General features: G+C 69.3%; 20 protein-coding genes. 8 read left to right on the top strand and 12 right to left on the bottom strand.

Annotated features, from left to right (window positions below):
* Window positions 1-180 precede the first annotated feature (180 nt).
* Both DIE12_RS00965 and DIE12_RS00960 read left to right on the top strand, forming a co-directional pair.
* Window positions 181-2,148 carry an ATP-binding protein gene (locus DIE12_RS00965; RefSeq protein ID WP_124484849.1) on the top strand — a complete coding sequence of 656 codons (1,968 nt, stop codon included), beginning with the start codon at window positions 181-183 and terminating at the stop codon, window positions 2,146-2,148.
* Window positions 2,149-2,529: 381 nt separating this feature from the next.
* Window positions 2,530-3,174: a DUF4142 domain-containing protein gene (locus DIE12_RS00960; RefSeq protein WP_124519698.1), complete on the top strand. Its 645-nt coding sequence runs from the start codon at window positions 2,530-2,532 to the stop codon at window positions 3,172-3,174.
* 34 nt (window positions 3,175-3,208) lie between these two features.
* On the opposite strand, the gene DIE12_RS00955 is transcribed toward DIE12_RS00960, so the two are convergent.
* From DIE12_RS00955 to DIE12_RS00945, 3 genes are all read right to left on the bottom strand, one after another.
* The gene (locus tag DIE12_RS00955; RefSeq protein ID WP_124484847.1) at window positions 3,209-3,709 is read right to left on the bottom strand and encodes a PRC-barrel domain-containing protein; all 501 of its coding nucleotides are present in this window, start codon (window positions 3,707-3,709) and stop codon (window positions 3,209-3,211) included.
* Window positions 3,710-3,772: 63 nt separating this feature from the next.
* Window positions 3,773-4,204: a CBS domain-containing protein gene (locus DIE12_RS00950; RefSeq protein ID WP_044843097.1), complete on the bottom strand. Its 432-nt coding sequence runs from the start codon at window positions 4,202-4,204 to the stop codon at window positions 3,773-3,775.
* 343 nt (window positions 4,205-4,547) lie between these two features.
* Entirely contained in the window at window positions 4,548-4,796 is a 249-nt protein-coding gene (locus tag DIE12_RS00945) for a hypothetical protein (RefSeq protein ID WP_124484846.1), read from the bottom strand.
* Window positions 4,797-4,937: 141 nt separating this feature from the next.
* Here DIE12_RS00945 and DIE12_RS00940 point away from each other — a divergent pair, with 141 nt between their 5' ends.
* The 5 genes from DIE12_RS00940 (at window position 4,938) to DIE12_RS00920 (ending at window position 11,032) form a co-directional block, all read left to right on the top strand.
* Window positions 4,938-5,237, top strand: coding sequence for a hypothetical protein (locus DIE12_RS00940; RefSeq protein WP_124551063.1), 300 nt, complete (start codon window positions 4,938-4,940; stop codon window positions 5,235-5,237).
* Window positions 5,238-5,535: 298 nt separating this feature from the next.
* The gene (locus DIE12_RS00935; protein WP_044843100.1) at window positions 5,536-5,847 is read left to right on the top strand and encodes a hypothetical protein; all 312 of its coding nucleotides are present in this window, start codon (window positions 5,536-5,538) and stop codon (window positions 5,845-5,847) included.
* A gap of 207 nt (window positions 5,848-6,054) precedes the next feature.
* On the top strand, window positions 6,055-6,933 hold the full coding sequence (locus DIE12_RS00930; protein ID WP_044843101.1) for a MipA/OmpV family protein: 879 nt from the start codon (window positions 6,055-6,057) through the stop codon (window positions 6,931-6,933).
* A 107-nt stretch (window positions 6,934-7,040) separates the two neighbouring features.
* Complete coding sequence (locus DIE12_RS00925; protein WP_124519474.1) at window positions 7,041-8,735, top strand: VRR-NUC domain-containing protein; 1,695 nt, start codon at window positions 7,041-7,043, stop codon at window positions 8,733-8,735.
* Entirely contained in the window at window positions 8,732-11,032 is a 2,301-nt protein-coding gene (locus DIE12_RS00920; RefSeq protein ID WP_124519473.1) for an ATP-dependent DNA helicase, read from the top strand. The genes DIE12_RS00925 and DIE12_RS00920 overlap by 4 nt, the downstream gene beginning before the upstream one ends.
* A 54-nt stretch (window positions 11,033-11,086) precedes the next feature.
* Here DIE12_RS00920 and DIE12_RS00915 read toward each other — a convergent pair whose 3' ends face one another.
* The 4 genes from DIE12_RS00915 to shiA form a co-directional block, all read right to left on the bottom strand.
* The gene (locus DIE12_RS00915; RefSeq protein WP_124484841.1) at window positions 11,087-11,857 is read right to left on the bottom strand and encodes an IclR family transcriptional regulator C-terminal domain-containing protein; all 771 of its coding nucleotides are present in this window, start codon (window positions 11,855-11,857) and stop codon (window positions 11,087-11,089) included.
* A 313-nt stretch (window positions 11,858-12,170) separates the two neighbouring features.
* Window positions 12,171-12,542 carry a DUF4440 domain-containing protein gene (locus DIE12_RS00905; RefSeq protein ID WP_124519472.1) on the bottom strand — a complete coding sequence of 124 codons (372 nt, stop codon included), beginning with the start codon at window positions 12,540-12,542 and terminating at the stop codon, window positions 12,171-12,173.
* Window positions 12,543-12,938: 396 nt separating this feature from the next.
* Window positions 12,939-14,240 carry a UDP-N-acetylglucosamine 1-carboxyvinyltransferase gene (locus DIE12_RS00900; RefSeq protein WP_044843107.1) on the bottom strand — a complete coding sequence of 434 codons (1,302 nt, stop codon included), beginning with the start codon at window positions 14,238-14,240 and terminating at the stop codon, window positions 12,939-12,941.
* A gap of 211 nt (window positions 14,241-14,451) precedes the next feature.
* Complete coding sequence (gene shiA, locus DIE12_RS00895; protein WP_124484839.1) at window positions 14,452-15,759, bottom strand: shikimate transporter; 1,308 nt, start codon at window positions 15,757-15,759, stop codon at window positions 14,452-14,454.
* A 356-nt stretch (window positions 15,760-16,115) separates the two neighbouring features.
* Here shiA and DIE12_RS00885 point away from each other — a divergent pair, with 356 nt between their 5' ends.
* Window positions 16,116-17,243: a 4-hydroxyphenylpyruvate dioxygenase family protein gene (locus DIE12_RS00885; RefSeq protein ID WP_124519471.1), complete on the top strand. Its 1,128-nt coding sequence runs from the start codon at window positions 16,116-16,118 to the stop codon at window positions 17,241-17,243.
* Window positions 17,244-17,314: 71 nt separating this feature from the next.
* On the opposite strand, the gene DIE12_RS00880 is transcribed toward DIE12_RS00885, so the two are convergent.
* From DIE12_RS00880 to DIE12_RS00860, 5 genes are all read right to left on the bottom strand, one after another.
* Window positions 17,315-18,550 (bottom strand): NADH:flavin oxidoreductase, encoded by a 1,236-nt coding sequence (locus tag DIE12_RS00880; protein WP_124519470.1) that lies wholly within the window; start codon window positions 18,548-18,550, stop codon window positions 17,315-17,317.
* A 107-nt stretch (window positions 18,551-18,657) separates the two neighbouring features.
* Window positions 18,658-19,992 (bottom strand): type II toxin-antitoxin system HipA family toxin, encoded by a 1,335-nt coding sequence (locus DIE12_RS00875; RefSeq protein ID WP_124519469.1) that lies wholly within the window; start codon window positions 19,990-19,992, stop codon window positions 18,658-18,660.
* Window positions 19,993-19,994: 2 nt separating this feature from the next.
* The gene (locus tag DIE12_RS00870) at window positions 19,995-20,417 is read right to left on the bottom strand and encodes a helix-turn-helix transcriptional regulator (protein ID WP_124519468.1); all 423 of its coding nucleotides are present in this window, start codon (window positions 20,415-20,417) and stop codon (window positions 19,995-19,997) included.
* Window positions 20,418-20,615: 198 nt separating this feature from the next.
* Entirely contained in the window at window positions 20,616-21,740 is a 1,125-nt protein-coding gene (ribBA, locus tag DIE12_RS00865; RefSeq protein WP_124519467.1) for a bifunctional 3,4-dihydroxy-2-butanone-4-phosphate synthase/GTP cyclohydrolase II, read from the bottom strand.
* Window positions 21,737-22,675: an alpha/beta hydrolase gene (locus DIE12_RS00860; RefSeq protein WP_124519466.1), complete on the bottom strand. Its 939-nt coding sequence runs from the start codon at window positions 22,673-22,675 to the stop codon at window positions 21,737-21,739. Before DIE12_RS00860 ends, ribBA begins: the two co-directional genes overlap by 4 nt.
* Between the last annotated feature and the right edge of the window lie 28 nt (window positions 22,676-22,703).

The raw sequence follows: 22,703 nt of genomic DNA, 5'->3' as shown, positions 1-22,703 counted from the left end.
CCGAGCGACGCGGCGCGGCGGCACGCGCAGCGCGCCGCGCCGCGAAGCCGCCGCGCGGCCGTGCCGCGGGTACGCGCGTTGCGCCGGCCCTTGGGCTCGCCCCCGAGCGCTCGACGGCACATGCCGGCCGCCGAGGCGGGAGCCGTCGAGCGACGGTCGCCGGGGCGATGCAGGGACACGATGAGGATCCTTACCCGTGAACTGTTCCGGCAGGGCGCATGGGTCGTGCTGGCCGTCGGGGTGGCGTCCGCGCTGCAGGCGTGGGCGATGCACGTCGTCGGCGTACATGCACCGTTTGCACAGCTGCCTTTCTACGCCGGTGTTGCGGCTGCGGCCTGGCTGACGTCGTTCGGCGGCGGCCTGGCCGCGATCGCCGCGAGCGCGGTCGTGATCGGCGCGTTGGGCTGGCGCGAGGTGACGCTGCCCGCGCTGCTCGCGCAGGCCGGCGCCTTCGTCGCGATCGGTTTCGTCGAATGCGTGCTCGTGATGGTCGTCAAGCCGCTGCTCGCAAACGATCGGCTGCACGGGGCCGAGGATGCGGAGGAAAACGACGCACGCATGCCGCGTCGCGAACCGGCACCCGCGGCGCGCTCGCTCGACGACATCCTGCTGCGCCGCGTGGTCGATGCGTCGCCCGACGCGATCGTCGGCGTCGATGCGGTCCGGCGGATCACGAGCTGGAACCCGGCCGCGCGGCGCCTGTTCGGCATCGATGCCGCGGCGGTGATCGGCCACGACGTCACGACGCTGATCGCGCCGCGCTGGCTGCGGTTGCATCCGGTTCCCACGACGTTCGCGAACGCGCGCCCGCCTGCAGGCCCGCTCGACATTCTGTGCCTGCGCCACGACGGCGGCCGCTTTCGCGCGACCTTCGTGGCGGCGCCGATCGTCGACGCGCAAGGCAACTGCACCGGCATGTCGATGACGCTGCGCGAAGCGCGCGAACGCCGCCGAAGCGAACGGCGCAACCTGCGTTCGTTACGCGGTGCGCGCGACGCGCGCGTGCAGGCCGACGAGTCGAACCGGCTGAAGGATGAACTGCTCGCCACCGTATCGCATGAACTGCGCACGCCGCTGAACGTGATCTACGGCTGGGTCGAGGTGATGCGCAGCGCCGACGGCCAGAGCTTCGCTCACCAGGCGATCGATGCGATCGACCGCAGCGCACGCTCGCTGTCGCGGATGGTCGGCGACCTGCTCGACGCCTCGTCGCTCGCGACGGGGCGGATGCGGCTCGAGCGCGCGCCCGTCGATCTCGTGCGCGTCGTGCGGGAGGCGGTGCGCGAACTCGGCGCGACGGCGGAGGCGAACGGTCTCGAACTGTCGATCGCGTGCGAGATGTCCAACTGCGTGATCTCCGCGGACGGCGAGCGGGTGCGCCAGATGCTGTCGAACCTGCTGTCGAACGCGATCAAGTTCACGCCGCCGGGCGGCAGCATCAAGGTGTCTCTGACCCGGGCCGGCGCGCGCGTGCGGCTGTCGGTCGCCGATACCGGCCAAGGCATTTCGGCGGAACGCCTGCCGCATCTGTTCGATACGTTCAACCGGCCGGAAGGCGCGTCGGCCTCGCCCAAGCGTGGGCTCGGACTCGGCCTGTCGATCGTGCGCAACATCGCACGGCTCCACGGCGGCGAGGTGACGGCTGCGAGCGATGGCGCCGGGTGCGGCACGACCGTGACCGTGATGCTGCCGGTGGACTGGGGCGCCGACATGCCGAACGGCCAGCCGTTACGGCCGAGCGGTGCGTCGACGGCGGTCGCGCTCGACGGCCGGCGCGTGCTGGTGGTCGATGACGATGCGACGTCGCGCGCGAGCCTCGCGGCGGCGCTCGAAACGCTCGGTGCGCAGGTGTCGACCGCGCAATCGGGGCGCGACGCGCTCGACGTGGTCGCGCGGCAGCACCCGAGCGTCGTGCTGTCGGATCTCGCGATGCCGGACGGCGACGGCTTCTGGCTGCTCGACCACATCCGCCATTTGCCGAACGGCAGCGGGCGCCTGCCCGTCGTCGCGGTGACCGCGCATGCGGGTGCGGCGGACCGGAACCGCGTGATGGCCGCCGGCTTCGACGCGTATCTGTGCAAGCCGGTCGACATGCCGACGCTGGCCAGCGTCATCGTCGACGTGTCGAGCGCCGAGCGGCATCGCTGACGCGCGGCGGCCTCCGCATCCCGCGCCAGGCGGCACGATGAAGGGATCGAACCTTGCCCGGCGCATCGGCTCCCGGCGGCAGGCCGAGTCGACGGGCGGCGTACCCGACGAGCGGCGACGCGCGACGGCGATTCGGGTCGTGCCCAACATCGACGGTTCGCGCGGTGTGTGCGACAGGCTGCGGATCCGCGGGAAGTCACGTATGACACGACGTTCGCGGAGCGCACGCTGCGGGTAACCGCCGCATTGTCGATCGAGTATGTCGAGGGGGCATGGAGCAAAGGCGCGTGGACCGATTTCCCGCGTCCGCGCATCGTCCCGCATGACGGGCCGGTTGCCGCGTTCGGCAGGGCCGATCCGTCGACCGATACGGAGGTCCGGATGAAAACGAGCGACAGGAATCTCCGCCGATCCGCCGCGGTTGCCGCCATCGTGTGCCTGGTGGGATCGGGTGCGCTCGCGGTGTTGCGCGTGCCGGCGTTCGCGCCGGCGCATGCGCAGGCGCCGCCGGCATCGTCCGTTCAGGTCGCGCCGGGCGTCGTCAGTCCCGGCCCGACCGCCGACGAGGCGGACATGACGCGGCGGCCGAGCGGCATCGACGCCGAATTCATCGACAAGGCGGGCATCGTCGGCAAGACGGAGCTGCAGGCGAGCCAGCTCGCGCTCGACCGGTCGTCGAATCCGCGCGTGAAGGCCTTCGCGCGCCGGATGATCGACGATCACGTTCGCATGACCGCGGAATTGCGCCGGCTCGGCGCGCAAAAGGGCTTGCCCGTGCAGACGCGGATGCTGGTCGATCCGGCGGTGAATGCGCTGCGAAGCAAGAATGGCCATGCGTTCGACAAGGGGTACATCGAGCTGGCGGGACCGAACGCGCACGACGCGGCGATCCGGCTCTACTCAGCCGAGGCGCGCCACGGCCACGACCGGCAGCTTCGCGCGTTCGCGGCCAACGCGCTGCCGACGCTGAAGGCGCACCTGAGCGCCGCGCGCGCACTCGAGCGTGCGATCGCGGCCGCGCACTGATCCGCACGGCGATCCGCGCGCCCCGGCGCGTCCGTCAGTGCGGCCGCGTGTCGCTTTCCGGGCCCTCCGGCGACGCCTCGAAGGGCGGCGCATCGAGTACCGTTTCGCCTTCCTCGATCAGCCAGTACGGCGATGCGCCGTAGTACGCGTGCAGCCCCTCGGCCCAGGCGGGATCGGCCATCGTCGGCCAGCGGTCTTTCTCGAAGCCGGGCGCGTCGCGCACGCGCTCGGTCGAAACGGGCAGCACGAAGCAGCGGCGCCCGGCGTCGAGCGTCAGCACGTTCCACGGCACCGCGAGCAGCTTGTCGCCGATCCCGAGCAACCCGCCCGACGACACGACCGCATACGCGATCCGGCCCGAGCGGATATCGAGCATGATGTTCGTGATCTTGCCGATGTCGTCGCCGTCCAGCGTCAGCACGCGATCGTCTTCCAGCGTGCTGGCGGCCATCACGTCCGGCCCCGGCCCGCCGGCCGAACGGCCGCGGTCGCCGACGATGCGCGCCTGCGTGCGCGACGGTCTGTCCGTTGTCATCGCTGTTCTCCTGGTCGAAGCGGCGCGGCGCACACGGCGCGCGGGCCTGGTGAGGTGCCGCGGTCAGCGGCGGCGCGGCAGGGACACGTCCTCGAGCGTGTTCGCCAGCTCGTCGCGCGCCGGGCCGCCCGCGCGTGTCGCGATGTCGCCCAGCGACACGATGCCGACGATCTGGTGATTGGCGTCGAGCACCGGCATCCGGTGCAACTGCACGTCGGCCATCCGCTGCTGGACGTCGCCGACGCCGTCATCTTCCACGCACCACTGCACCGGCGCGGATGCGACCACCTTCACCGGGGTATCGGACGAATGCCCGTGCGACAGCGCTCGCACTGCGAGGTCGCGGTCCGTCACGATCGCGACGAGCCCGGTGTCGTCGCAGACCGGCAGCACGCCGATGTCGAAGCGCTGCATCAATTCGGCCGCATGGCGAATCGTGTCGGTCGGCGCGACGCAGACCACGTCGCGCGACATGATTTCATTGACGCGATACATGAACGCCTCCTTCGTGAACGAGACGACATGGAAGCAGAACGCGTGCCGCGTTCAATCGGCACAGGCCGGGCCTGGGCGGCCGGGCCACGGAGAAATTTGCCAGCCGGCTTGTACATCTTCCACGGCGGCAGCCGCGGCCGGGCCGCGAGCGACGCTCAGTGGCCGACGCCCGTCATCACGACGATTGCGAGGACCAGCGCACTCTCGATCGCGGCGAGCGCCGCGACGCCTGCGGCGCCGCTGACTTCGTGCCATGCACGTTCGATGCGTTTCATCACTTCACTCCGGTTGGGCCGGCCGGGCGACGCTACGCTGCCGCGCATCGCGGGCCGGGGTGCCGCCGTCAGCCGTGATCGCGGGGCGGTGGCGGGGCGTCGGGCGCGCGACGTTCGCGTTCGCCGGACGGCCTGGCGGGGTCGATGCGGGTCGCACCGCCGACGGCGGGCGGATCGCTGGCCGGGAACGTCTCCTCGAGCCCTTCGTCGATGCGCTCCTCCGTCTTGTCGTCAGACGGCTTGCGCGACGTGGCCAGGGAGAGCGGGCTGGCAGCCGGTGACACGGCGTCTAGGCTACCGGGGGCGGATGCGGTCATGATCGAACCTCCTTATGGGTACGAGGGGTGCAAGCACCGTACCCGCGCAGCGCGGGCGGCATGACGCTTGCAGCCGTCGAGCCGGCCGGGCGGGCTGAGACGTGGCCGGCCCGCCGCCGGCGTGGACGAGAGGACATCGTGATGAATGAACCCAGGGAAAGAATACGTTACGACGCGAACGTGTGCGGCGGCGATTTCAGTCAGGTGCGCGAGCGTTTCGACACATGGAAGCGCGAATCGCGGATCCACCGGCCCGAGCGGCGCATGTTCGACGGGAAGGACGAGGTTCGCGAGCTGAACCCTACCGTCTACGCGGGGCCGGAAAGCGCACGGCGGGCGCTCGCCGCGCGATGCGCGCCGTCCGATCGATTCGCACTCGCGGCGCGCCTCGCCGCCGAAGGGCGCACGCTGTGGCTGGTGATGGCGGCCTACGATGCATGACCGGTGCGCGGCTGCCCACCGGGCAGGCACGCCGCTTGCGCGCGCTCGCCGCACCCATCGACACGCGCGAGCCGCCGCGCAGGAGCGACATGAGTACACGATCCATGCTGCACCGTCCAGAGCCGACGCCCGACTTCGATCCCGATCCGGCGCTGCCCGAGCACGACGATCCGTTCGATCCGCCCGTGCTCCCGGGCCTGCCGCAAGGCGATCCGCCGTCGCAGCCGCCGCCGATGCGGATGCCGGGCGAGGGCAGCGAACCGCGGCCGGCCGCGCGATCACAGAAAGGAGGACCATCATGGACATTCACGTGCAATCGCCCGACAAGCGCGCGATCGCCCAGGTGCTGGGCCGCTATTTCGAGTCGCGTTCGTTGCGTTACCACATCGAGGAGTTGCCGGGCGGCGTGCTGCATATCGGCTTTCGCGCGAGCGGGCGCCCGGTCGCCGTCACCGTGTCGTTCGACGACACCGCCTACGACACCTACACGCACTGGGACGCGAGCCAGAAGCAGCTCGCGCTCGGGCGTCTCGCGGACGGCTTCTCGCGCATGATGGCGAAGCGCAGCCCGGCCGCGCTCGCCGGCGACTATCACGTCGAGCGTTTCTGATTCCGCAACCCTGCGCCGGTTCATGCCGGAATACGGCAAAGTGCCCGCGTTCAACGGGCGCTTTGCGGCTTCGCGCGCGCCAGCGTAGGATGTTCACAATTCAGCGCACGCTACGTTCGCGCCGTCGGCTGCTCGCCGTTGCAGCCGGCCAGGCTGCGACGCGCTTTCCCTCAGGTTCGTTTCGTGCAACCGACGGAGACCGCCTTGATGACAGTTGCCCGCCCGTTGTTGTCGCCCGGCACCCGCCGGTTCGTGTCCGGCCTGTCGGCCTTCGCCGCGCTCGCGGCGGCCGGTGCCCGCGACGCGTCGGCCCAGACGCCGTCGCCGCTCGGCGAATGGCAATACTCGGCGGGCGTCCCGCTGCAGAAACTGTTCAGCCCGACCGTCCCCACGTGGCAGGTCAGCGTCGGCGCGGCGATGACGCTGCAGCCGCGCTACGCGGGTTCCGATCGCTATCGCGTGATGGGCGGCCCGAATCTCGACGTGCGCTATCGCGACCTGTTCTTCCTGTCGACGGGCGACGGGCTCGGCGCGAACGTGTTGCGCGGGCCCAACTGGCGCGTGAGCCTGTCGGTCGGCTATGACCTCGGGCGCCGCTCGGCCGACGACCTCGACCACCTGAACGGGCTCGACAACATCAACGCGGCGCCGGTGATGAAGCTCGCGGCCGACTACGTGATCTCGAAGGATTTTCCGCTCGTGCTGCGCGCGGATGTGCGGCGCAGCATCGGCGGCTCGAACGGCTGGGTCGGCGATTTCTCCGCGTACATGCCGATGCCGGGCAGCAACGAACACTTCTTCTGGTTCGCCGGGCCGACCGTGTCGTTCGCCGATTCGCGCTACATGAACAGCTGGTTCGGCGTGCCCGCGGGGGCGTCCGCGCGCTCGGGGCTGCCGGCCTATTCGTCGGGCGCGGGGATGAAGTCGTTCGGCGCGGGCGTGACGATGGTGTGGTTCGTCAACAAGCACTGGTTCGTGACGATGGACGGCGCGATCGAACAACTCGTCGGCCGCGCACGGCGCAGCCCGATCACGCAGCAGTCGACGAACGGCGTGTTCGACATGTCGGTGAATTACCAGTTCTGACCGGATCGGCGCCGGCGGGGCAGCCGCATGGCGGTGCGCGGCATGCGGCATTTTTCGTCACATTTGATATGATTCCGACCTGTACAAACGTACAGTGATCGATCCCCGTGACGCCTGCATCGCCGACGCCCCCGGCGTTTTACTACCTGACCAATTTCGAACGCGCGCTGGCCTGGCTCGGCGAGCGCTATGACGACCTGCTCGATGCGAGCGAACATGCGTTTCTCGCGCATTTCGCGCAACTGCCGAAAGCGTCGCGTGCGTTGCTCGTGCGGATGCTGATGCGCAGCGGCACCGACTTCCGCGCGAGCAAGCTCGCGTACGACGAAATCGGCAGCACGCTCGACGCGGCCGCGCCGCTCGTCGAGCTCGGCTGGGTCGATCCGGCACCCGCGCTCACGCTCGACGAGTTGTTCCTGCTGTCGACCAAGGCCGACCTGCTGAAGATGTTCCCGTCGCTCGCGGCGCACGCGGGCGAGCGCAAGCCCGAGTGGCTCGAGCGGCTGCGGCCCGCGCACGACGTGGCGCAACCGCTCGACGCATGGTGCGCGCAGGCCGACGATTGCGTGCTGCGCGTGACGGTCGGCGCGCTGTGCGACCGCCTGCGGCTGATGTTCTTCGGCAATCTTCATCAGGACTGGAGCGAATTCGTGCTCGCCGATCTCGGCGTGTTCCAGTACGAAAGCGTGCCGTTCGCGCCGTCGTCGCGCGCGTTCCAGCAGCGCGACGACGTCGACGCGTATCTCGCGCTGCAGACCTGCCGAGAAGCACTCGACGCATGGCCCGACGACCAGCCGTTCGACGATCTGCTGCAGGCGATCGACGCGGTCGGCTGCGCGCAGCCGTGGCTCGCGACGCGCCGCGCGAAGCTGCTGTTCACGCTCGGGCAGACCTGCGAGCGCCGCGCCGACTGGGCTGCCGCGCTCGACGCGTATGCGCGCAGCGCGTGGCCGGGCAGCCGGCACCGGCGCATTCGCGTGCTCGAACGCTGCGGCCGCGACACCGATGCGCTCGCGCTGGCGCTCGATGCGCGCGGCGGCTTCGAAAGCGACGAGGAGCGCCAGCGCGTCGAGCGGATGCTGCCGCGCCTGCAGCGCCGTCTCGGGCAGCGGGTCGAACGCGCGGGCAGCACGCCCGACGTGCCGCGCGAGACGCTCGTGCTGATGCGCCCTGAAGCGTTCGTCAGCGTCGAATACGCGGTGCGCGACCATCTTGCGCAGCCCGATGCGCCGGTTCACTACGTCGAGAACACGCTGATCAATTCGCTGTTCGGCCTGCTGTGCTGGGAGCCCGTGTTCGCGGCCGTGCCCGGCGCGTTCTTTCACCCGTTCCAGCGCGGCCCGGCCGACCTGCACGCGCCCGATTTCGCCGTGCGCCGCACGGACGCGTTCGCCGCCTGTTTCGCGCAACTCGACTCGAGCGCGTACCGCGACACGATCCGCCGGCACTTCGCGACGAAGACGGGGCTGCAATCGCCGTTCGTGTTCTGGGGCGTGCTGACCGGCGAACTGCTCGACGAGGCGCTGGCCTGCCTGCCGCCCGAGCACCTGCGGCTGTGGTTCACGCGCCTGCTCGCGGATATCCGCGGCAACCGCTCGGGGCTGCCCGATCTCGTCCGTTTCTGGCCCGGCGAGCGGCGCTATGAATTGATCGAGGTGAAGGGCCCCGGCGACCGGCTGCAGGACAACCAGACGCGCTGGCTCGCGTACTGCCTCGCGCACGGCATGCCGGTGCGTGTCGTCGATGTCGAATGGGCCGGAGCCGGTGTCGAGCAGGCCGAAGCGGCGGGATTGTCCGCATGAGCTACGTCGTCGCGGTGCGGGCGATGTGCGAATTCACCGCGCGGCGCGGCGATCTCGACCTGCGCTTCACGCCCGCGCCGACCGCGCTCGAAGGCATTGCCGGTCATGGCGCCGTCACGTCGAAGCGCCGCGCACGCTACGAAACCGAGATCGCGTTGACCGGCACGTGGGGCACGCTCACCGTGCGCGGGCGCGCGGACGGCTACGATCCGGTCGCGAACCGGCTCGAGGAGATCAAGACCTACCGCGGCAGCCTCGACGCGATGCCGGCCAATCATCGCGCGCTGCACTGGGCGCAGGCGAAGGTCTATGCGCACCTGATGTGCGACGCACGCGGACTCGCGGAAATCGACGTCGCGCTCGTGTATTTCGACATCGTGTCGGAGCGCGAGACCGTGCTGACCGAGACGCTCGGCGCAAGCGCGCTCGCCGCGTTCTTCGCCGAGCAGTGCGCGTGCTTCGTCGGCTGGGCCGAGCGCGAGACCGCGCACCGCTCGGCCCGCGATGCGGCGCTGCGTGCGCTGACGTTTCCGCACGGCCGATTCCGCAGCGGCCAGCGCGAGCTGGCCGTGTCCGTCTATCGCGCGGCGCGCGACGAGCGCTGCCTGATGGCGCAGGCGCCGACCGGCATCGGCAAGACGCTCGGCACGGTGTTTCCGCTGCTGAAGGCGTGCGGCGAGGGCGAGCTCGATCACGTGTTCTTCCTGACCGCGAAGACGCCTGGCCGCGCGCTCGCGCTGGAAGCGGCGACCACGCTCGGCGCCGGCACGCCGGCGCTGCCGCTGCGCGTGCTGGAGCTCGTCGCGCGCGACAAGGCGTGCGAGCATCCCGACCGCGCGTGTCACGGTGAATCGTGCCCGCTTGCGCAAGGCTTCTACGACCGCCTGCCGGCGGCGCGCGACGCGGCGATCGGCGCGGGGCTGCTCGATCGCGATACCGTGCGCGAGGCGGCGCTCGCGCACGACGTCTGTCCGTACTATCTCGCGCAGGAGCTGGCGCGCTGGTCGGACATGGTGATCGGCGACTACAACTACTACTACGACGGCAGCGCGATGCTGCATACGCTCGCGCAGCAGAACCAGTGGCGCGTCGGCGTGCTCGTCGACGAGGCGCACAACCTGCTCGATCGAGCCCGCAAGATGTATAGCGCATCGCTCGACCCGTTCGCATTCGCGGCCGCGCGCGAGGCGGCGCCCGCGGCACTGCGCAAGGCGTTCGACCGGCTCGCGCGCGCGTGGGGCACGCTCAATCGCGCACAGGCCGCGCGCTATGCGGCATACCCCGAGATTCCGGGGCCGATCGTGTCGGCCGTGCAGAACCTCGTCGCGGCGATCGGCGAACACCTGACCGATGCGCCGCGCGCGAACGGCGACGCGCTGCTGCGCTTTCATTTCGAGGCGATCCAGTTCGGCGTGCTCGCCGATGCGTTCGACGGCGCGTCGATCTTCGACGCGACGCTGCACGGCGAGCCGCTGCCGCGCCAGTCCGGGCTCGACGGTGTCGCACCGGCCGGGCGCCGGCGCCGCATCCAGTCGACGCTGTGCGTGCGCAACGTGATTCCGGCCGGCTTTCTCGCGCCGCGTTACGACGCCGCGCGCGCGACCGTGCTGTTTTCCGGCACGTTGAGCCCGTTTCATTTCTATCGCGACACGCTCGGGTTGCCGGCCGACACCGGCTGGCTCGACGTCGACGGGCCGTTCCGCGCCGAGCAACTGACCGTGCGCGTCGCGAGCCACGTATCGACGCGCTGGCGCGACCGCGACCGTTCGCTCGAACCGATCGTGGACCTGATCGCCGCGCAGTATGCGACACGGCCCGGCAACTACCTCGGTTTCCTCAGCAGCTTCGACTATCTCGGGCGCGTCGTCGCGCTGATGCAGACGCGTCATCCGGACGTGCCCGTGTGGGCCCAGGCGCCCGGCATGGCCGAAAGCGAGCGCGACGCGTTTCTCGCGCGCTTCGACGCGGGCGGGCGCGGGGTCGGCTTCGCGGTGCTGGGCGGTGCGTTCTCGGAAGGCGTGGATCTCGTCGGCGAGCGGCTGATCGGCGCGTTCATCGCGACGCTCGGGCTGCCGCAGGTCAACGATGTCAACGAACAGATGCGGCGCGCGATGGAGGCGCGCTTCGGCAACGGGTACGACTACATGTATCTGTACCCGGGCCTGCAGAAGGTCGTGCAGGCGGCCGGGCGAGTGATCCGCACCGAACACGACGAGGGCGTCGTGCATCTGATCGACGATCGTTACCGGCGGCGGGAGGTGCGCGATCTGTTGCCGCGGTGGTGGCGGATCGGGTGACGGGCGTGACGGACGTCGTGAGCGGGATGACGTGCGCGCGGCTCGCGTGAATCCCTAAAGCACGTTGAGCATCGCGAGCGCGGTTTCCTGCAGATGCGGCAGCACGCGCCGCACGGCCGCGTCGGTCGTCTCCGCGCCGATCGGCATGTTCGTGCTCAGCGCGGCGACGACTTCGCCGTGACGGTTCTTCAGCGGCACCGCGATGCCGCGCACGCCGACCTGCAATTGCTGCTCGATCACCGCGAAGCCCGCGTCGCGCGCGTGGTCGACCTGTTCGAGCAGGCGCGCCTTGTTGGTGATCGTGTGCGGCGTGAACGGCGCGAGTTCGGTGTCGTCGAGCCACGTGCGGACGGCCTCGCGATCCGGTTGATGCGCGAGCAGCACGACGCCCGGCGACGTCAGCGGGGCGGGCACGCGCGCGCCGAGCACGAAGCCGGTCGTCATCACGCGCGACACGCCGTTGCGGGCGATGAACACGAGTTCCCAGCCGTCGAGCACGCTCACGTACGCCGATTCGTTCAGCGACGCGCTCAGTTGCTGCAGATAGGGCTGGACCGTGCGCGGCAGGCGCGCCGAATCGAAGTACGACCAGCCGACCCGCAGCACGCGAGGCGTGAGGCCGTACAGCTTGCCGTCGGTGTACACGTAGCCGAGCGATTCGAGCGTCAGCAGGTAGCGCCGCGCGGCCGTGCGCGTGAGGCCGGTGCGGGCGGCGGCCTGGGTCGGCGTCATCCGCGCGTGCTGGCTGTCGAATGCCTCGAGGATCATCAGGCCCTTTTCGAGGCCGGCAATCCAGTCGCGTCGGTCGAGGTCGGGCTTTTTCATGGTCGGGGGCGCGTCGTGCGCGGTGTTCGTGCGGGAGTGGGCGATTATCGCGCGGCGCGGCGGACAATGCGACATACGGCCAGCCGGCGCTATCCGTTCGGCCGGCTGTGCGGCCTTGCAGCCCGTGCATCGTGGCAACGGCCCCGATCGAGGGCTGCGAGTACCCGTACACCGAAGATATGCATGACGGCTTGCGGGTGGAGGGTGATCCAGTATTGCGGAATCCGTTTGTCTGAGCGCCGGCGGTTTCGGGCACGCGCTCGTCCGGCGTTCTGGTCGCGACGGGCGGTCAGGCAGCGCGAGGTTCTCGGGCTCACGTGTGTTCGTGACAAAGCGCGGCAATCCGCCATCGGGTGTCGCTCACGCACCACAGCTCCAGAAAATCGAAGCGAGAATCCATCGTTCCGTCGTGCCAGACGAATCCAGTTCCGGATATCGTCGCCCATTGCGCGTGCTCGGCGATCTGTATCGCGTCATCCCGGTATGCAACACGACGTGTGACCGTCGCCCGTTCGGCCGACAGGGCGCGCATTCGAGCGAGAAACTGCGCTTTCGGACGAAAGCGATTTTCGTGCTGGATAAAGAAGTGCGGGCTTGCCACGAAATCGAGTTGCTCGACGTCGGCGTGGCGATACGCATCGATCCAGACTTCGCGCATCTGCATCAGTGTGAATCGAGGTTCCATGTCGCTTGCATTCCGGTTGAAGTGCGAGTTGCTGTGTGTGCGGCTATTCGCTTGGGAAGGAACGCAGCCTATGGCTTCGACAGGTGTTTGGGCAATCGGACAGGTCTGAATCTGGCGTTCGGCGAGCGATGCAATGCATTGGCGCCGGCGACATCCAGCTCATGCGCTCGAGCAATCCCGGCCGAGGGGCCGTGACCGTAATGGTGTGATCGATGCTGCCACGTCGACGCGAACGACGTCGATGCCGGGACGGGAAGTGAGGCGGGGGCGTGGCCGATACGCACCCGACGGCGGCCGATGGCTGAAGAGGGGGCAGCGGCGCGTCGGCGCCGCCGGTCGAATGCAAAAAGCGGCGGATGCGGCGCGCCTGTTACGCCAGCCGCATCCCGATTGCCATTACTCGCTGCTCGTCCACTCGACGTTCGCACCGACCGAACGCAGGTTTTCGACGAAATGCGGGTGCGCGCGGCGGATCGGCAGCGCGTTCATGATTTCCGAGCGGCCTTCGATGCTCGCGGCCACCATCAGCAGCGCGATCGCGACACGGATGATGTACGGGCTCTCGACGCGCGCCGGCGTCAGTTGCAGGCCGCCGAACGTGATCAGCCGGTGCGGATCGGACAGCAGCACGTGCGCGCCGAATTTCGACAGTTCGCCGGACCAGCCGAGCGCGCCGTCGTAGACTTTGTTCCAGAACATCGCGCTGCCTTCCGCACGCACGCCGAGCGCGATGAAGATCGGCAGCAGGTCGACCGGAAGGTACGGCCACGGCGCGGCTTCGACCTTGGTCAGGATGTTCTGCGTGAACGGCCGGCGCACGCGCAGCGGGCCGTCGCGTTCCGCACGGGACCAGCCGTCGCGGTGCGTGACGGTCACGCCGAACTTCGCGAACGTGCGGTCGATCAGCGGGAAATGCTCCGGCGACGAGTTGCGCACCGTGATGTCGCCGCCGGTGATCGCGCCCAGTGCGAGGAACGTCGCGATTTCGTGGAAATCCTCGGCAAAGCGGAATTCGCCGCCGCCGAGCTTGCCGCCGCCCGTCACGCACAGGCGCGACGTGCCGATGCCTTCGATCGCGACGCCGATCATCGCGAGGAACTGGCAGAACTCCTGCACGTGCGGCTCGGACGCCGCATTCATCAGCGTGGAGGTGCCGCCGGCGGCCGTCGCGCACAGCGCGAAGTTTTCGGTGGTCGTCACCGATGCATAGTCGAGCCAGTGATCGTTGGCCGTCAGCGGGCCGTCGGCACGGACGATCAGCGAATCGGGCGTGCGCTGGATGTGCGCGCCGAAGCGCTCGAACACTTCGACGTGCGGATCGATTTCGCGCACGCCGAGCGTGCAGCCCTTCACGTCGTTCTCGAGGCGCGCGACGCCGAAGCGTGCGAGCAGCGGCGGAATCAGCATGATCGACGAGCGCATCGCCTCGGGCAGGCGGTGAACGGCCGGGTCGAACGTCGTGTTGCGATGGTGGAGTTCGAGAATGCCGGTCGTGAAGTCGACCGACACGTCGCTGCCGAGCGTGCGGAAGATGTCGAGGATCTTGCGCACGTCGGTGATGTCCGGCACGCCGACGAGGCGCAGCGGCTGATCGGTCAACAGGGTGGCGCACAGGATCGGCAGGACGGCGTTCTTGTTCGCGGACGGCTTGATGTCCCCGCGCAGCGGAGTGCCGCCGTGGACGATGAGATTCGACATGATATGGGGGCGTATCTGTGACTGACGTAGGCCCATATGATGCCATTGGTCGGCGGGTGACGTGGAATGTTCAGAGGGCAAAAAGGGCTTCTGCGCGCGGGATTGACCGTGTTTGACGTTGGGCGAGGGCCGGGCCCGTCCGGCTCGCCGGGGATAGTAGCCGGTGTGAAAATGGCCGGCGCGTATTGCGGCCGGCCCTCCGGTCATTTCCTCACTCCGCCGCCCGCATCCGCGCGGCGACCACCAGCGAGATCAGGCAACCCACCGCGAGATAGCCGGCGACCAGGTGCCATGAACCGCCGGCCAGGCTGACCAGCGCCACCGCGATGAACGGCGTGAACCCGCCGCCGACGACGCTCGCGAACTGATATCCGACGCCCGCGCCGCTGTAGCGGTATTCCGCACCAAACAACTCGGTGAAGAGCGGCTGCTGGACGCTCACGATCATGTCGTGCGCGGCATTGGCCAGCAGGATCGAGAAGACCACGATCCACGCGATCGAGCGCGATTCCAGCGCGACGAAGAACGGCACCGCCGACGCGAGGCCGATCAGCGCGCCGATCAGGTAGATGCGGCGCAGGCCGAAGCGGTCCGCCAGCCATGCGAAGCACGGGATCGTCACGCAGCTGACCGCGCCGACCAGCAGGCCGATGTTCAGGAACAGGTCGCGCGACATGCCGAGGTTCGACGTCGAATAGCTGAGCGCGAACGCGGTGACGATATACATCGTGAACAGTTCGGCGAGCCGCAGCGCGACGATCAGCAGGAACGCCTTCGGATGGCGCGTCAGCGCCTCCAGCACCGGCAGGCGCAGCTTGCGATTGCCGTGCTCGACCTTCTCGACGAATTCCTGCGACTCGTCCATGCTCTTGCGGACCCACAGCCCGATCAGCACCAGCACGATGCTGAATACGAACGGCAGGCGCCAGCCCCACGATTTGAACGCGGCCTCGCCGAGCGTATGGCTCAGGATCGACACGATCCCCGTGGCCAGCACGAGCCCGACGCCGTAGCCGACCTGCACGCCGCTGCTGTAGAACGCCTTTTTCTGCTTCGGTGCGCTCTCGACGGCCATCAGCGCCGCGCCGCCCCATTCGCCACCGACCGCGAAGCCCTGGATCGCACGCATCAGCACCAGCAGCACGGGCGCCCACCAGCCGATCGTCGCGAAGCTCGGCAGCAGGCCGATCGCGACGGTCGACAGCCCCATCAGCATCACGGTCAGCACGAGCATCCGCTTGCGGCCGAGCCGGTCGCCGTAATGGCCGAACACGACGCCGCCGAGCGGCCGGAACAGGAAGCCGACGCCGAAGGTCGCGAACGCCGCGAGCGTGCCCATGGTCGGGCTGACCTTCGGAAAGAATTCGGAATTGAAGACGAGTGCGGCGACGATCCCGTACAGCAGGAAGTCGTACCAGTCGACGACGGCACCGACGAAGCTGCCGATCGCGGCCTTGCGGGCCTGGCTGCGCGCGCGGGCGCCGGCGGCGGCGTCGAGGGTGTCGAAGGTTGGGGTCATGGCGAAGTCTCCTGGCATGGCGCATCGTGGAATCGTGGCGGCGCCGCGTCCGATGCTGCATTGAAGTCGATGGGTGGACGGAGAATAGGGCGCGCGCCGCGCGACGGCAATTGGCCGATCGGACAAAATGCGCGATTATCGCTCTTTTATGTGCGATTATCGAACGAATCCCGGGTTTGCACTAGGCGAGGCATTCGTATCCCGTTCGGCCAGGGTGTGCCGGCGTGAACGATCTGGTTAAAATCGGGACCATCAAAACCTTGCCCGAATCGGGCGGACACCCGGCCACCCCATCGGCCGGGGATGCCGCACGCGCGGGCGTCATCCCCATCGACCGCATACCCCCGGAGACTGTAATGCCCGGCAATTCCCACCCCCTGTCCAGCGATACGCCGCCCGTTGCCGATCCGGCCGCCAATCCGCTCGGGATGGCCGGACTCGAATTCGTCGAGTTCGCGGCGCCGGTGCCGGACGCGCTCGCGCAACGCTTCGAGCAGCTCGGATTCAAGGCGATCGCGCGCCATGTCAGCAAGAACGTCACGCTGTACCGGCAAGGGCAGATGCAGTTCCTGATCAACGCCGAGCCCGATTCGTTCGCTGCGCGCTATGCAGAGGAATACGGGATGGGCGTGTGCGCGATCGGGCTGCGGGTGGCCAGCGCACGGCGCGCGTTCGAGCGTGCGATCGAGCTCGGCGCGTGGGCGTTCGAGGGCGAGCGGATCGGGGTCGGCGAGCTGAAGATTCCGGCGATCCAGGGGATCGGCGATTCGCACCTTTATTTCGTCGATCGCTGGCGTGGGCGGGACGGCCAGCGCGGCGGCGTCGGCGACATCTCGATCTTCGACATCGATTTCCGGCCGATCGACATCGCGACCGCGCATACCGATCTCGATTGCGCGGGCACGGGCCTGCAGCAGGTCGACCATTTCACGCAGACGGTCGGCGCGGGGCGCATGCGCGAGTGGCTCGACTTCTATCACGACCTGCTGCACTTCCGCGAAATCCATGAAATCGACGCGCACTGGCATGTGTCGGAAGAGTCGCGCGTGATGGTGTCGCCGTGCGGCGCGGTGCGGATTCCGGTCTACGAGGAAGGCACGCGCCGCACCGAGCTGATGCACGCGTATTTGCCGGACCATCCGGGCGAAGGCGTCCAGCACGTTGCGCTGGCGACCGACGACATCCTGGCGAGCGTCGATGCGCTGCGCGCGAACGGCGTCGAATTCATCGAACCGCCGGCGCGCTATTACGACGAAGTCGATGCGCGGCTGCCGGGGCACGGCGTCGATCTCGACGCGCTGCGCCGCCGCGCGGTGCTGGTCGACGGCGAAATCGGCAGCGACGGCGTGCCGCGCCTGTTCTTCCAGACCTTCGTCAAGCGCCGGCCCGGCGAGATCTTCTTCGAGATCGTGCATCGGCAGGGGCACCACGGATTCGGGGAAGGGAACCTCGCAGCGCTGGCCCGCGCCCGCGACGCCGGGTGAGCGGCAGAGGGCGTGGTCGCGGTAGTGGCCACGGCTGCGAGTGCGACTGAGAAATCAGCGACCGCGTAACGTCACCCGCCCGCGGCCGGCACACGGTTCGGCGCCGGATCGTTCGGCGCCTTGAGCGCGCATGCGGTACCGCCCGGCGTGTACATCGACACGACGCAGCGATTGCATGACGTGCAGCCCGATTGCGCGATGCGGCCGTCGCGCAGTTCGTTCACGAAACCCGGCTCGAACACGAGCGCGCGGGCGAGCGCCACCGCGTCGAATCCTTCGCGCATCGCCAGCGCGACGTTCTCGCGCGAGCGCACGCCGCCGAGATAGGCGAGCGGCATCCGGACGGCCGCTCGCACCTGCCGCGAATGCTCGAGGAAATACATCTCCCGAAACGCGCCCATCTTCGGCTCGGTGAGCTTCTGCAGCGCCATCGCGGTGCGCACGATCGCGTTGTCGGCGTTCGCGCGCGCCTCGCCGGGCAGCGGGCTGCCGAACAGCTGCCACACCGACTCGACGTTCATCCCGCCGCTCAGCACCAGCAAGTGCGCGCCCTCGGCCTCGAGCCGCCGTGCGATCTCGGATGCGTCGTCGGGCGTTCCGCCGCCACGCACGCCTTCGGTCACGCCGATCTTGCAGACCACGGCGAGATCGCGGCCGACCGCATCGAGCACGCGGCGCAGCACCTCGACGGGGAACGTCGCGCGACGCGCCGCATCGCCGCCGTATGCGTCGCGGCGGCGGTTGTACAGCGGCGACAGGAACTGGCTCAGCAGATAACCGTGACCCATATGGATCTCGACCGCGTCGAAGCCCGCGTCGCGCGCGTGGCGCGCCGCGCGTGCGAATTCGTCGGCGATGACGGTCATCTGGTCGCGCGTCATCGCCTGCTTCAGGAAGCGGCCGCTCATCACGCCGACCTTGTTGAACCCGCCCGACGCACTCAACGGACGTTTCGTCGACAGCGACGGCAGGAACGTGAAGCAGCCGCCGTGGGTGATCTGCGCGGACGCCGCCGCGCCGTGGCGATGCACCGCGTCGGTCAGCGCGCGGAATTGCCGGACCGTGGGCGCATCGAGCCGCGCCTGGTCGACGAACGTGCGGCCGTCGTCGCTGACCGCGCAGTACGCGACCGTCGTCAGCGCGGCGCCGCCCGCGGCGATGCGTTCATGAAACCCGACGAGCGCACGCGACGGCACGCCATTCGGCGTCATCCCTTCGTTGGTCGCGGATTTGATCAAGCGGTTGCGCAGCGTCAGCGGGCCGATCTGCAGCGGGCTGAACGCAGTATCGAGGGCGGCAGGTTCCATGTCGGGCGTGCGTCGGAATGGGGATGGCGACCATTGTGCGGAGCCGACGCCGGATCGCATCGTCCACGTGGATGATCCGCCGCCCGCCGCCCGGGCGCCCGCACCGCCTAGTCGGCCGCGCCCAGCTTGCGCGCCTGGCGGCGCATCCCGTCGAAGATCGCATCGGCCACGTCTGACGGGAAATCCGCCGGAATGTGCGACGCGACGCCGGCGATTACCGGTTCGGTGCGTGCCGCCACATCGGCCATGGCCGCGCGTACGACGTCTTCGGTCAGACCGACACGCGCGCCTTGCGCGATCCAGTGACGCGGCTGGATGTCGCCGATCACGTAATGGCGATTCTTCCCGCACACGGCCATCGCGAGCCGGGCGCGCCGCGGCGGCAGTTGGTTGCGGCGCGTGCCGATGATCGGATGCGCGGACAGCACGTCGTACAGCGGCGTGCTGCGATACGTGTTGCCGGGCAGGTGCGCGATGCTGAAATTCTTCGCGTGGCCGTCGATGGCCGCGAGCACCCAGAACACGAGCTGCGTGACGAAGAAGTTCGTCCGGTCCCGCGCGGCCTCGGCGGAATTCGCGAGGATGCCCATGATCGTCGCGATGCCGGGGCCGCCGTCGGATTCGTATTTGGCGCCCGACGGCGTGCCGGTCGCCTGGCACATGTCCTCCTGCGGCAGCCGCAGGATCCAGGTGCCGTCGCGGGACGGACGGCGGTCGAAACGCTCGACGATCAGCGCCTTCTGGTCGTCGAACCGGCCGATGTCGCACGCGGCGACCGGCAGGCCGTACGCGGCGACGATCTTCGAACACAGCCATTCGTTCTCGACCGACGTGCGCATGTCGGCCTGCATGTTCCCGACGCGCCCCAGCGGCAGCTTGAAGATATGCGTGGTCGGCGTGCTGCCCGCCGGCAGCAGCCAGCGATCGCCGTCGCGCAATAACGCGGTTTTTTCCTGCGCGCCGGCGATCGACAGGCGCAGCTCGCCGTCCGGCTCCGCGTGGCCGGGCAGCGGCGCGGCGGTCGCGTGGCGCAGCACGTCGGCCACGGCCGTATCGTCGAGCGCGGTGCCGTCGATCGATTCGAGGTCGACCGGTGCTTCGTCCGGGGGCAACAACTGCAGCGCCCCGACGCAATCGCGGCCGATCGACGCGAGCAGTTCGAACGGCGCCGTCGACCCGAGCCGGTAGCGCTGCGCGATGCGGCGGCGGATCGGCTGGCTGTCCGGCAGCAGGTTGTCGAAGTAGTCGGCGACGATCGCGCCCTGGTGCGGCTGATTGCCCGGCGTGAACGGCAGCGACAGCGACAGCGGACGGCCTTGCGGATCGTCGACCCACGCCGGCAGGTAGACGAGGCGCTCGACGCCGCGCCGGACTTCCCAGTAGCCGACCGGGATGCCGTTCATCCACAGGTCGAGGCGGTCGTGGCGGGGGCGGCGGGCCATCGTCACCAGTCCTCCCGCGTGGTGCCCCGAGGCTTGCCGGGCGTGGCGGCGGCGGGCCGTTTCCGCGTGGCGGCGGATGGGGCCTTCGCAGCGGCCGGCGGGCGAGCCGGCAGCTCGGACGAACCGGGCGAACCGGACGAGCGACCGCGCGCGGCCGGCGTGCGCTTGGGCGCCGGCGCGGTGCCAGCTGGCGCCGCTGCGTCGTCCGGCGTGCCCGGCTCGAGCGCCAGGCGAACGCCGAGCACGTTCAGCACCTTGAAAAGACGTTCGATACTGACCGTGGACGGATTGGCTTCGAGCTGCGCGTACGACTGTTGCGTCACGCCGAGGCGGGCAGCGAGCTGCGCCTGCGTGAACCCCGCCGACTTCCGGAAGCCGACGAGGATCGGGCGCAACTGGCTCAAGGTCTGGACAGGGAATGCCATGGGCTCTCCGCGCAATGACAGGCGATCGTTTGTAATCGAAAAATACAGTCTATGGTATGTATCGTCAAAATACAAACCTCAGACTGTATTTCATAAAAACAAACGATAGCCCGTCAAGCGGAAACCCGTGGGGCGGCGCCAGGACGCGCGGCACGCGCCTGTCAGCCTGTCGCCCGTCAGCCCGTCAGCCCGGCATCATCACGCCGCCCGCAGCGGGCTCGCATCGGCGGCGCCCGCGCTTTCCGGATCGTCGTCGCCGAGCGGGATGAACGCCATGATTTCCAGGTCGTGCCCCGACAGCGCCGGCAGCCGGAACGGACTCGACAGCACGTTCAGCCGCCGCACGCCGAGCTCACGCAGGATCTGCGAGCCGATTCCCGTCACGCGGCCGTCACGGCGTGCGTGGCCGGCCGGCGTTCGCATCGCGTCGCCGCGCATGTCGCAGTCGAGCAGCACCGCGACGCCGCAACCGGCCGCGTCGATCCGCTGCAGCGCCGCGTGCAGCGGCCACGAATGCGCGGACGGTTCCGCGTCGAGCAGGTCGAGCAGCGAATGGCATTCGTGCACGCGCGTCAGCACGGGTGTCGACGGATCGGGCTCGCCGCGCACCAGCGCAAGATGTGGCGCACCGTGCACGGTGTCGCGATACTCGATCGCGCGGAACCGGCCCCACGGCGTATGCAGCGGCCGTTCGCCGACACGTTCGACGAGCGACTCGTGCTCGCGGCGGTAATGGATCAGGTCCGCGATCGTGCCGATCTTCAGCCCGTGATGCGCGGCGAACGTCCGCAGCTCGGGCAGCCGCGCCATCGTGCCGTCGTCGTTCATCACCTCGCAGATTACCGACGCGGGCGTGAGCCCGGCGAGCGCCGCGAGATCGCAGCCGGCCTCCGTGTGTCCCGCGCGCACCAGCACGCCGCCCGGGCGCGCGGCGATCGGAAACACGTGGCCGGGCCGCACGAGATCGTCGGGACGCGCGCCCGCGCGCACCGCCGCGCGGATCGTTCGCGCGCGATCGGCTGCCGAAATGCCGGTCGTCACGCCTTCGGCCGCCTCGATGCTGACGGTGAACGCGGTACCGAATGGCGTGCCGTTGCGATCGGCCATCGGCGGCAGACGCAGTTGCTCGCAGCGCTCCGCGGTCAGCGTCAGGCAGATCAGCCCGCGCCCGAAGCGCGCCATGAAGTTGATCGCGTCGGGCGTCACGTGATCGGCCGCGATCACGAGGTCGCCTTCGTTTTCGCGGTCCTCCTCGTCGACGAGCAGGACCATCCGTCCCGCACGCAGCTCGTCGACGATTTCCCGCGTACCGGCGAGCGTCATTGCGCCTCCGTCGCGTCGAAGGCGCGGCGCAGCGCGTCGGCGCCGAAGGTCAGCACGCGATCGGCCGCGTCGATTGCGCCGAGCATGCTCGCGAAGCCGTGCAGCTGCCCCGGCCAACGCACGAGCGAGACCGGCGTGCCGGCCTGCGCGAGGCGCAGTGCGTACGCTTCGGCCTCGTCGCGCAACGGATCGAATTCCGCGCTGACGATGGTGGCCGGCGCCGCGCCCGACAGGTCCGCCACGGCGAGCGGGCTCGCGAGCGGCGATGCGCGGTCGGCGCCGTCGTCGAAATACTGGCGCTTGAACCAGCGCATCGCGTCCGCCGTCAGGAAATAGCCTTCGCCGAGCGATTCGTACGACGGATGCTCGTTCGCGCAATCGACGACCGGATACAGCAGCAACTGGTGCGCGATCGCGATGCCCGAGCCGCGCAACTGCAGCGCGGCGACCGCGGCCAGGTTGCCGCCCGCGCTGTCGCCGGCCACGGCGATCGCCCCGGCGCGCGCACCGAGATCACGCGCACCGGCGGCGGCCCAGCGCACCGCGTCGCAAGCGTCCTGCGCGGCTGCCGGGAAGCGCGCTTCGGGCGCGAGCCGGTAATCGACCGACAGCACGAGCGTGCGCGCCCGCCTGGCAAGACTGCGGCACAGGTTCGCGTGCGAATCGATCCCGCACGCGACGAAGCCGCCGCCGTGGAAAAACACGGTCAGCGGCAACGGCCCGTCGGCATCGGGCCGATACAGTCGTGCGGATAACTGACGACCCGGCGCCGGGATCTGCCAGTCCTCTTCGGCGGCAATCGCGTCGCCGGGCGCGAACGCGCTGCCTCCGGCGAGGCTCGCACGGTACGCGGGCACGGTCAGTGGATCGAAATCGATCGGGGGCACTTGGGCGAGCGCGGCGAGCAGCGCCTGCGCCTGAGGGTCGAGCGGCATTGGAACTCCTGTCTGAATCGGATGCGGT

This window comes from Burkholderia sp. Bp9015, from assembly GCF_003853505.1.
Classification (GTDB): Bacteria; Pseudomonadota; Gammaproteobacteria; order Burkholderiales; family Burkholderiaceae; genus Burkholderia.
The sequence above is the reverse complement of the archived record's forward strand: the minus strand, read 5'-3'. Positions and strand labels throughout refer to the sequence as shown.

Excerpts from the sequence above, each read along its gene's own strand:
- DIE12_RS00965 (WP_124484849.1), top strand. The coding sequence starts at position 181 with ATGAGGATCCTTACCCGTGAACTGTTCCGGCAGGGCGCATGGGTCGTG.
- DIE12_RS00960 (WP_124519698.1), top strand. The coding sequence starts at position 2,530 with ATGAAAACGAGCGACAGGAATCTCCGCCGATCCGCCGCGGTTGCCGCC.
- DIE12_RS00955 (WP_124484847.1), bottom strand. The coding sequence starts at position 3,709 with ATGACAACGGACAGACCGTCGCGCACGCAGGCGCGCATCGTCGGCGAC.
- DIE12_RS00950 (WP_044843097.1), bottom strand. The coding sequence starts at position 4,204 with ATGTATCGCGTCAATGAAATCATGTCGCGCGACGTGGTCTGCGTCGCG.
- DIE12_RS00945 (WP_124484846.1), bottom strand. The coding sequence starts at position 4,796 with ATGACCGCATCCGCCCCCGGTAGCCTAGACGCCGTGTCACCGGCTGCC.
- DIE12_RS00940 (WP_124551063.1), top strand. The coding sequence starts at position 4,938 with ATGAATGAACCCAGGGAAAGAATACGTTACGACGCGAACGTGTGCGGC.
- DIE12_RS00935 (WP_044843100.1), top strand. The coding sequence starts at position 5,536 with ATGGACATTCACGTGCAATCGCCCGACAAGCGCGCGATCGCCCAGGTG.
- DIE12_RS00930 (WP_044843101.1), top strand. The coding sequence starts at position 6,055 with ATGACAGTTGCCCGCCCGTTGTTGTCGCCCGGCACCCGCCGGTTCGTG.
- DIE12_RS00920 (WP_124519473.1), top strand. The coding sequence starts at position 8,732 with ATGAGCTACGTCGTCGCGGTGCGGGCGATGTGCGAATTCACCGCGCGG.
- DIE12_RS00915 (WP_124484841.1), bottom strand. The coding sequence starts at position 11,857 with ATGAAAAAGCCCGACCTCGACCGACGCGACTGGATTGCCGGCCTCGAA.
- DIE12_RS00905 (WP_124519472.1), bottom strand. The coding sequence starts at position 12,542 with ATGGAACCTCGATTCACACTGATGCAGATGCGCGAAGTCTGGATCGAT.
- DIE12_RS00900 (WP_044843107.1), bottom strand. The coding sequence starts at position 14,240 with ATGTCGAATCTCATCGTCCACGGCGGCACTCCGCTGCGCGGGGACATC.
- shiA (WP_124484839.1), bottom strand. The coding sequence starts at position 15,759 with ATGACCCCAACCTTCGACACCCTCGACGCCGCCGCCGGCGCCCGCGCG.
- DIE12_RS00885 (WP_124519471.1), top strand. The coding sequence starts at position 16,116 with ATGCCCGGCAATTCCCACCCCCTGTCCAGCGATACGCCGCCCGTTGCC.
- DIE12_RS00880 (WP_124519470.1), bottom strand. The coding sequence starts at position 18,550 with ATGGAACCTGCCGCCCTCGATACTGCGTTCAGCCCGCTGCAGATCGGC.
- DIE12_RS00875 (WP_124519469.1), bottom strand. The coding sequence starts at position 19,992 with ATGGCCCGCCGCCCCCGCCACGACCGCCTCGACCTGTGGATGAACGGC.
- DIE12_RS00870 (WP_124519468.1), bottom strand. The coding sequence starts at position 20,417 with ATGGCATTCCCTGTCCAGACCTTGAGCCAGTTGCGCCCGATCCTCGTC.
- ribBA (WP_124519467.1), bottom strand. The coding sequence starts at position 21,740 with ATGACGCTCGCCGGTACGCGGGAAATCGTCGACGAGCTGCGTGCGGGA.
- DIE12_RS00860 (WP_124519466.1), bottom strand. The coding sequence starts at position 22,675 with ATGCCGCTCGACCCTCAGGCGCAGGCGCTGCTCGCCGCGCTCGCCCAA.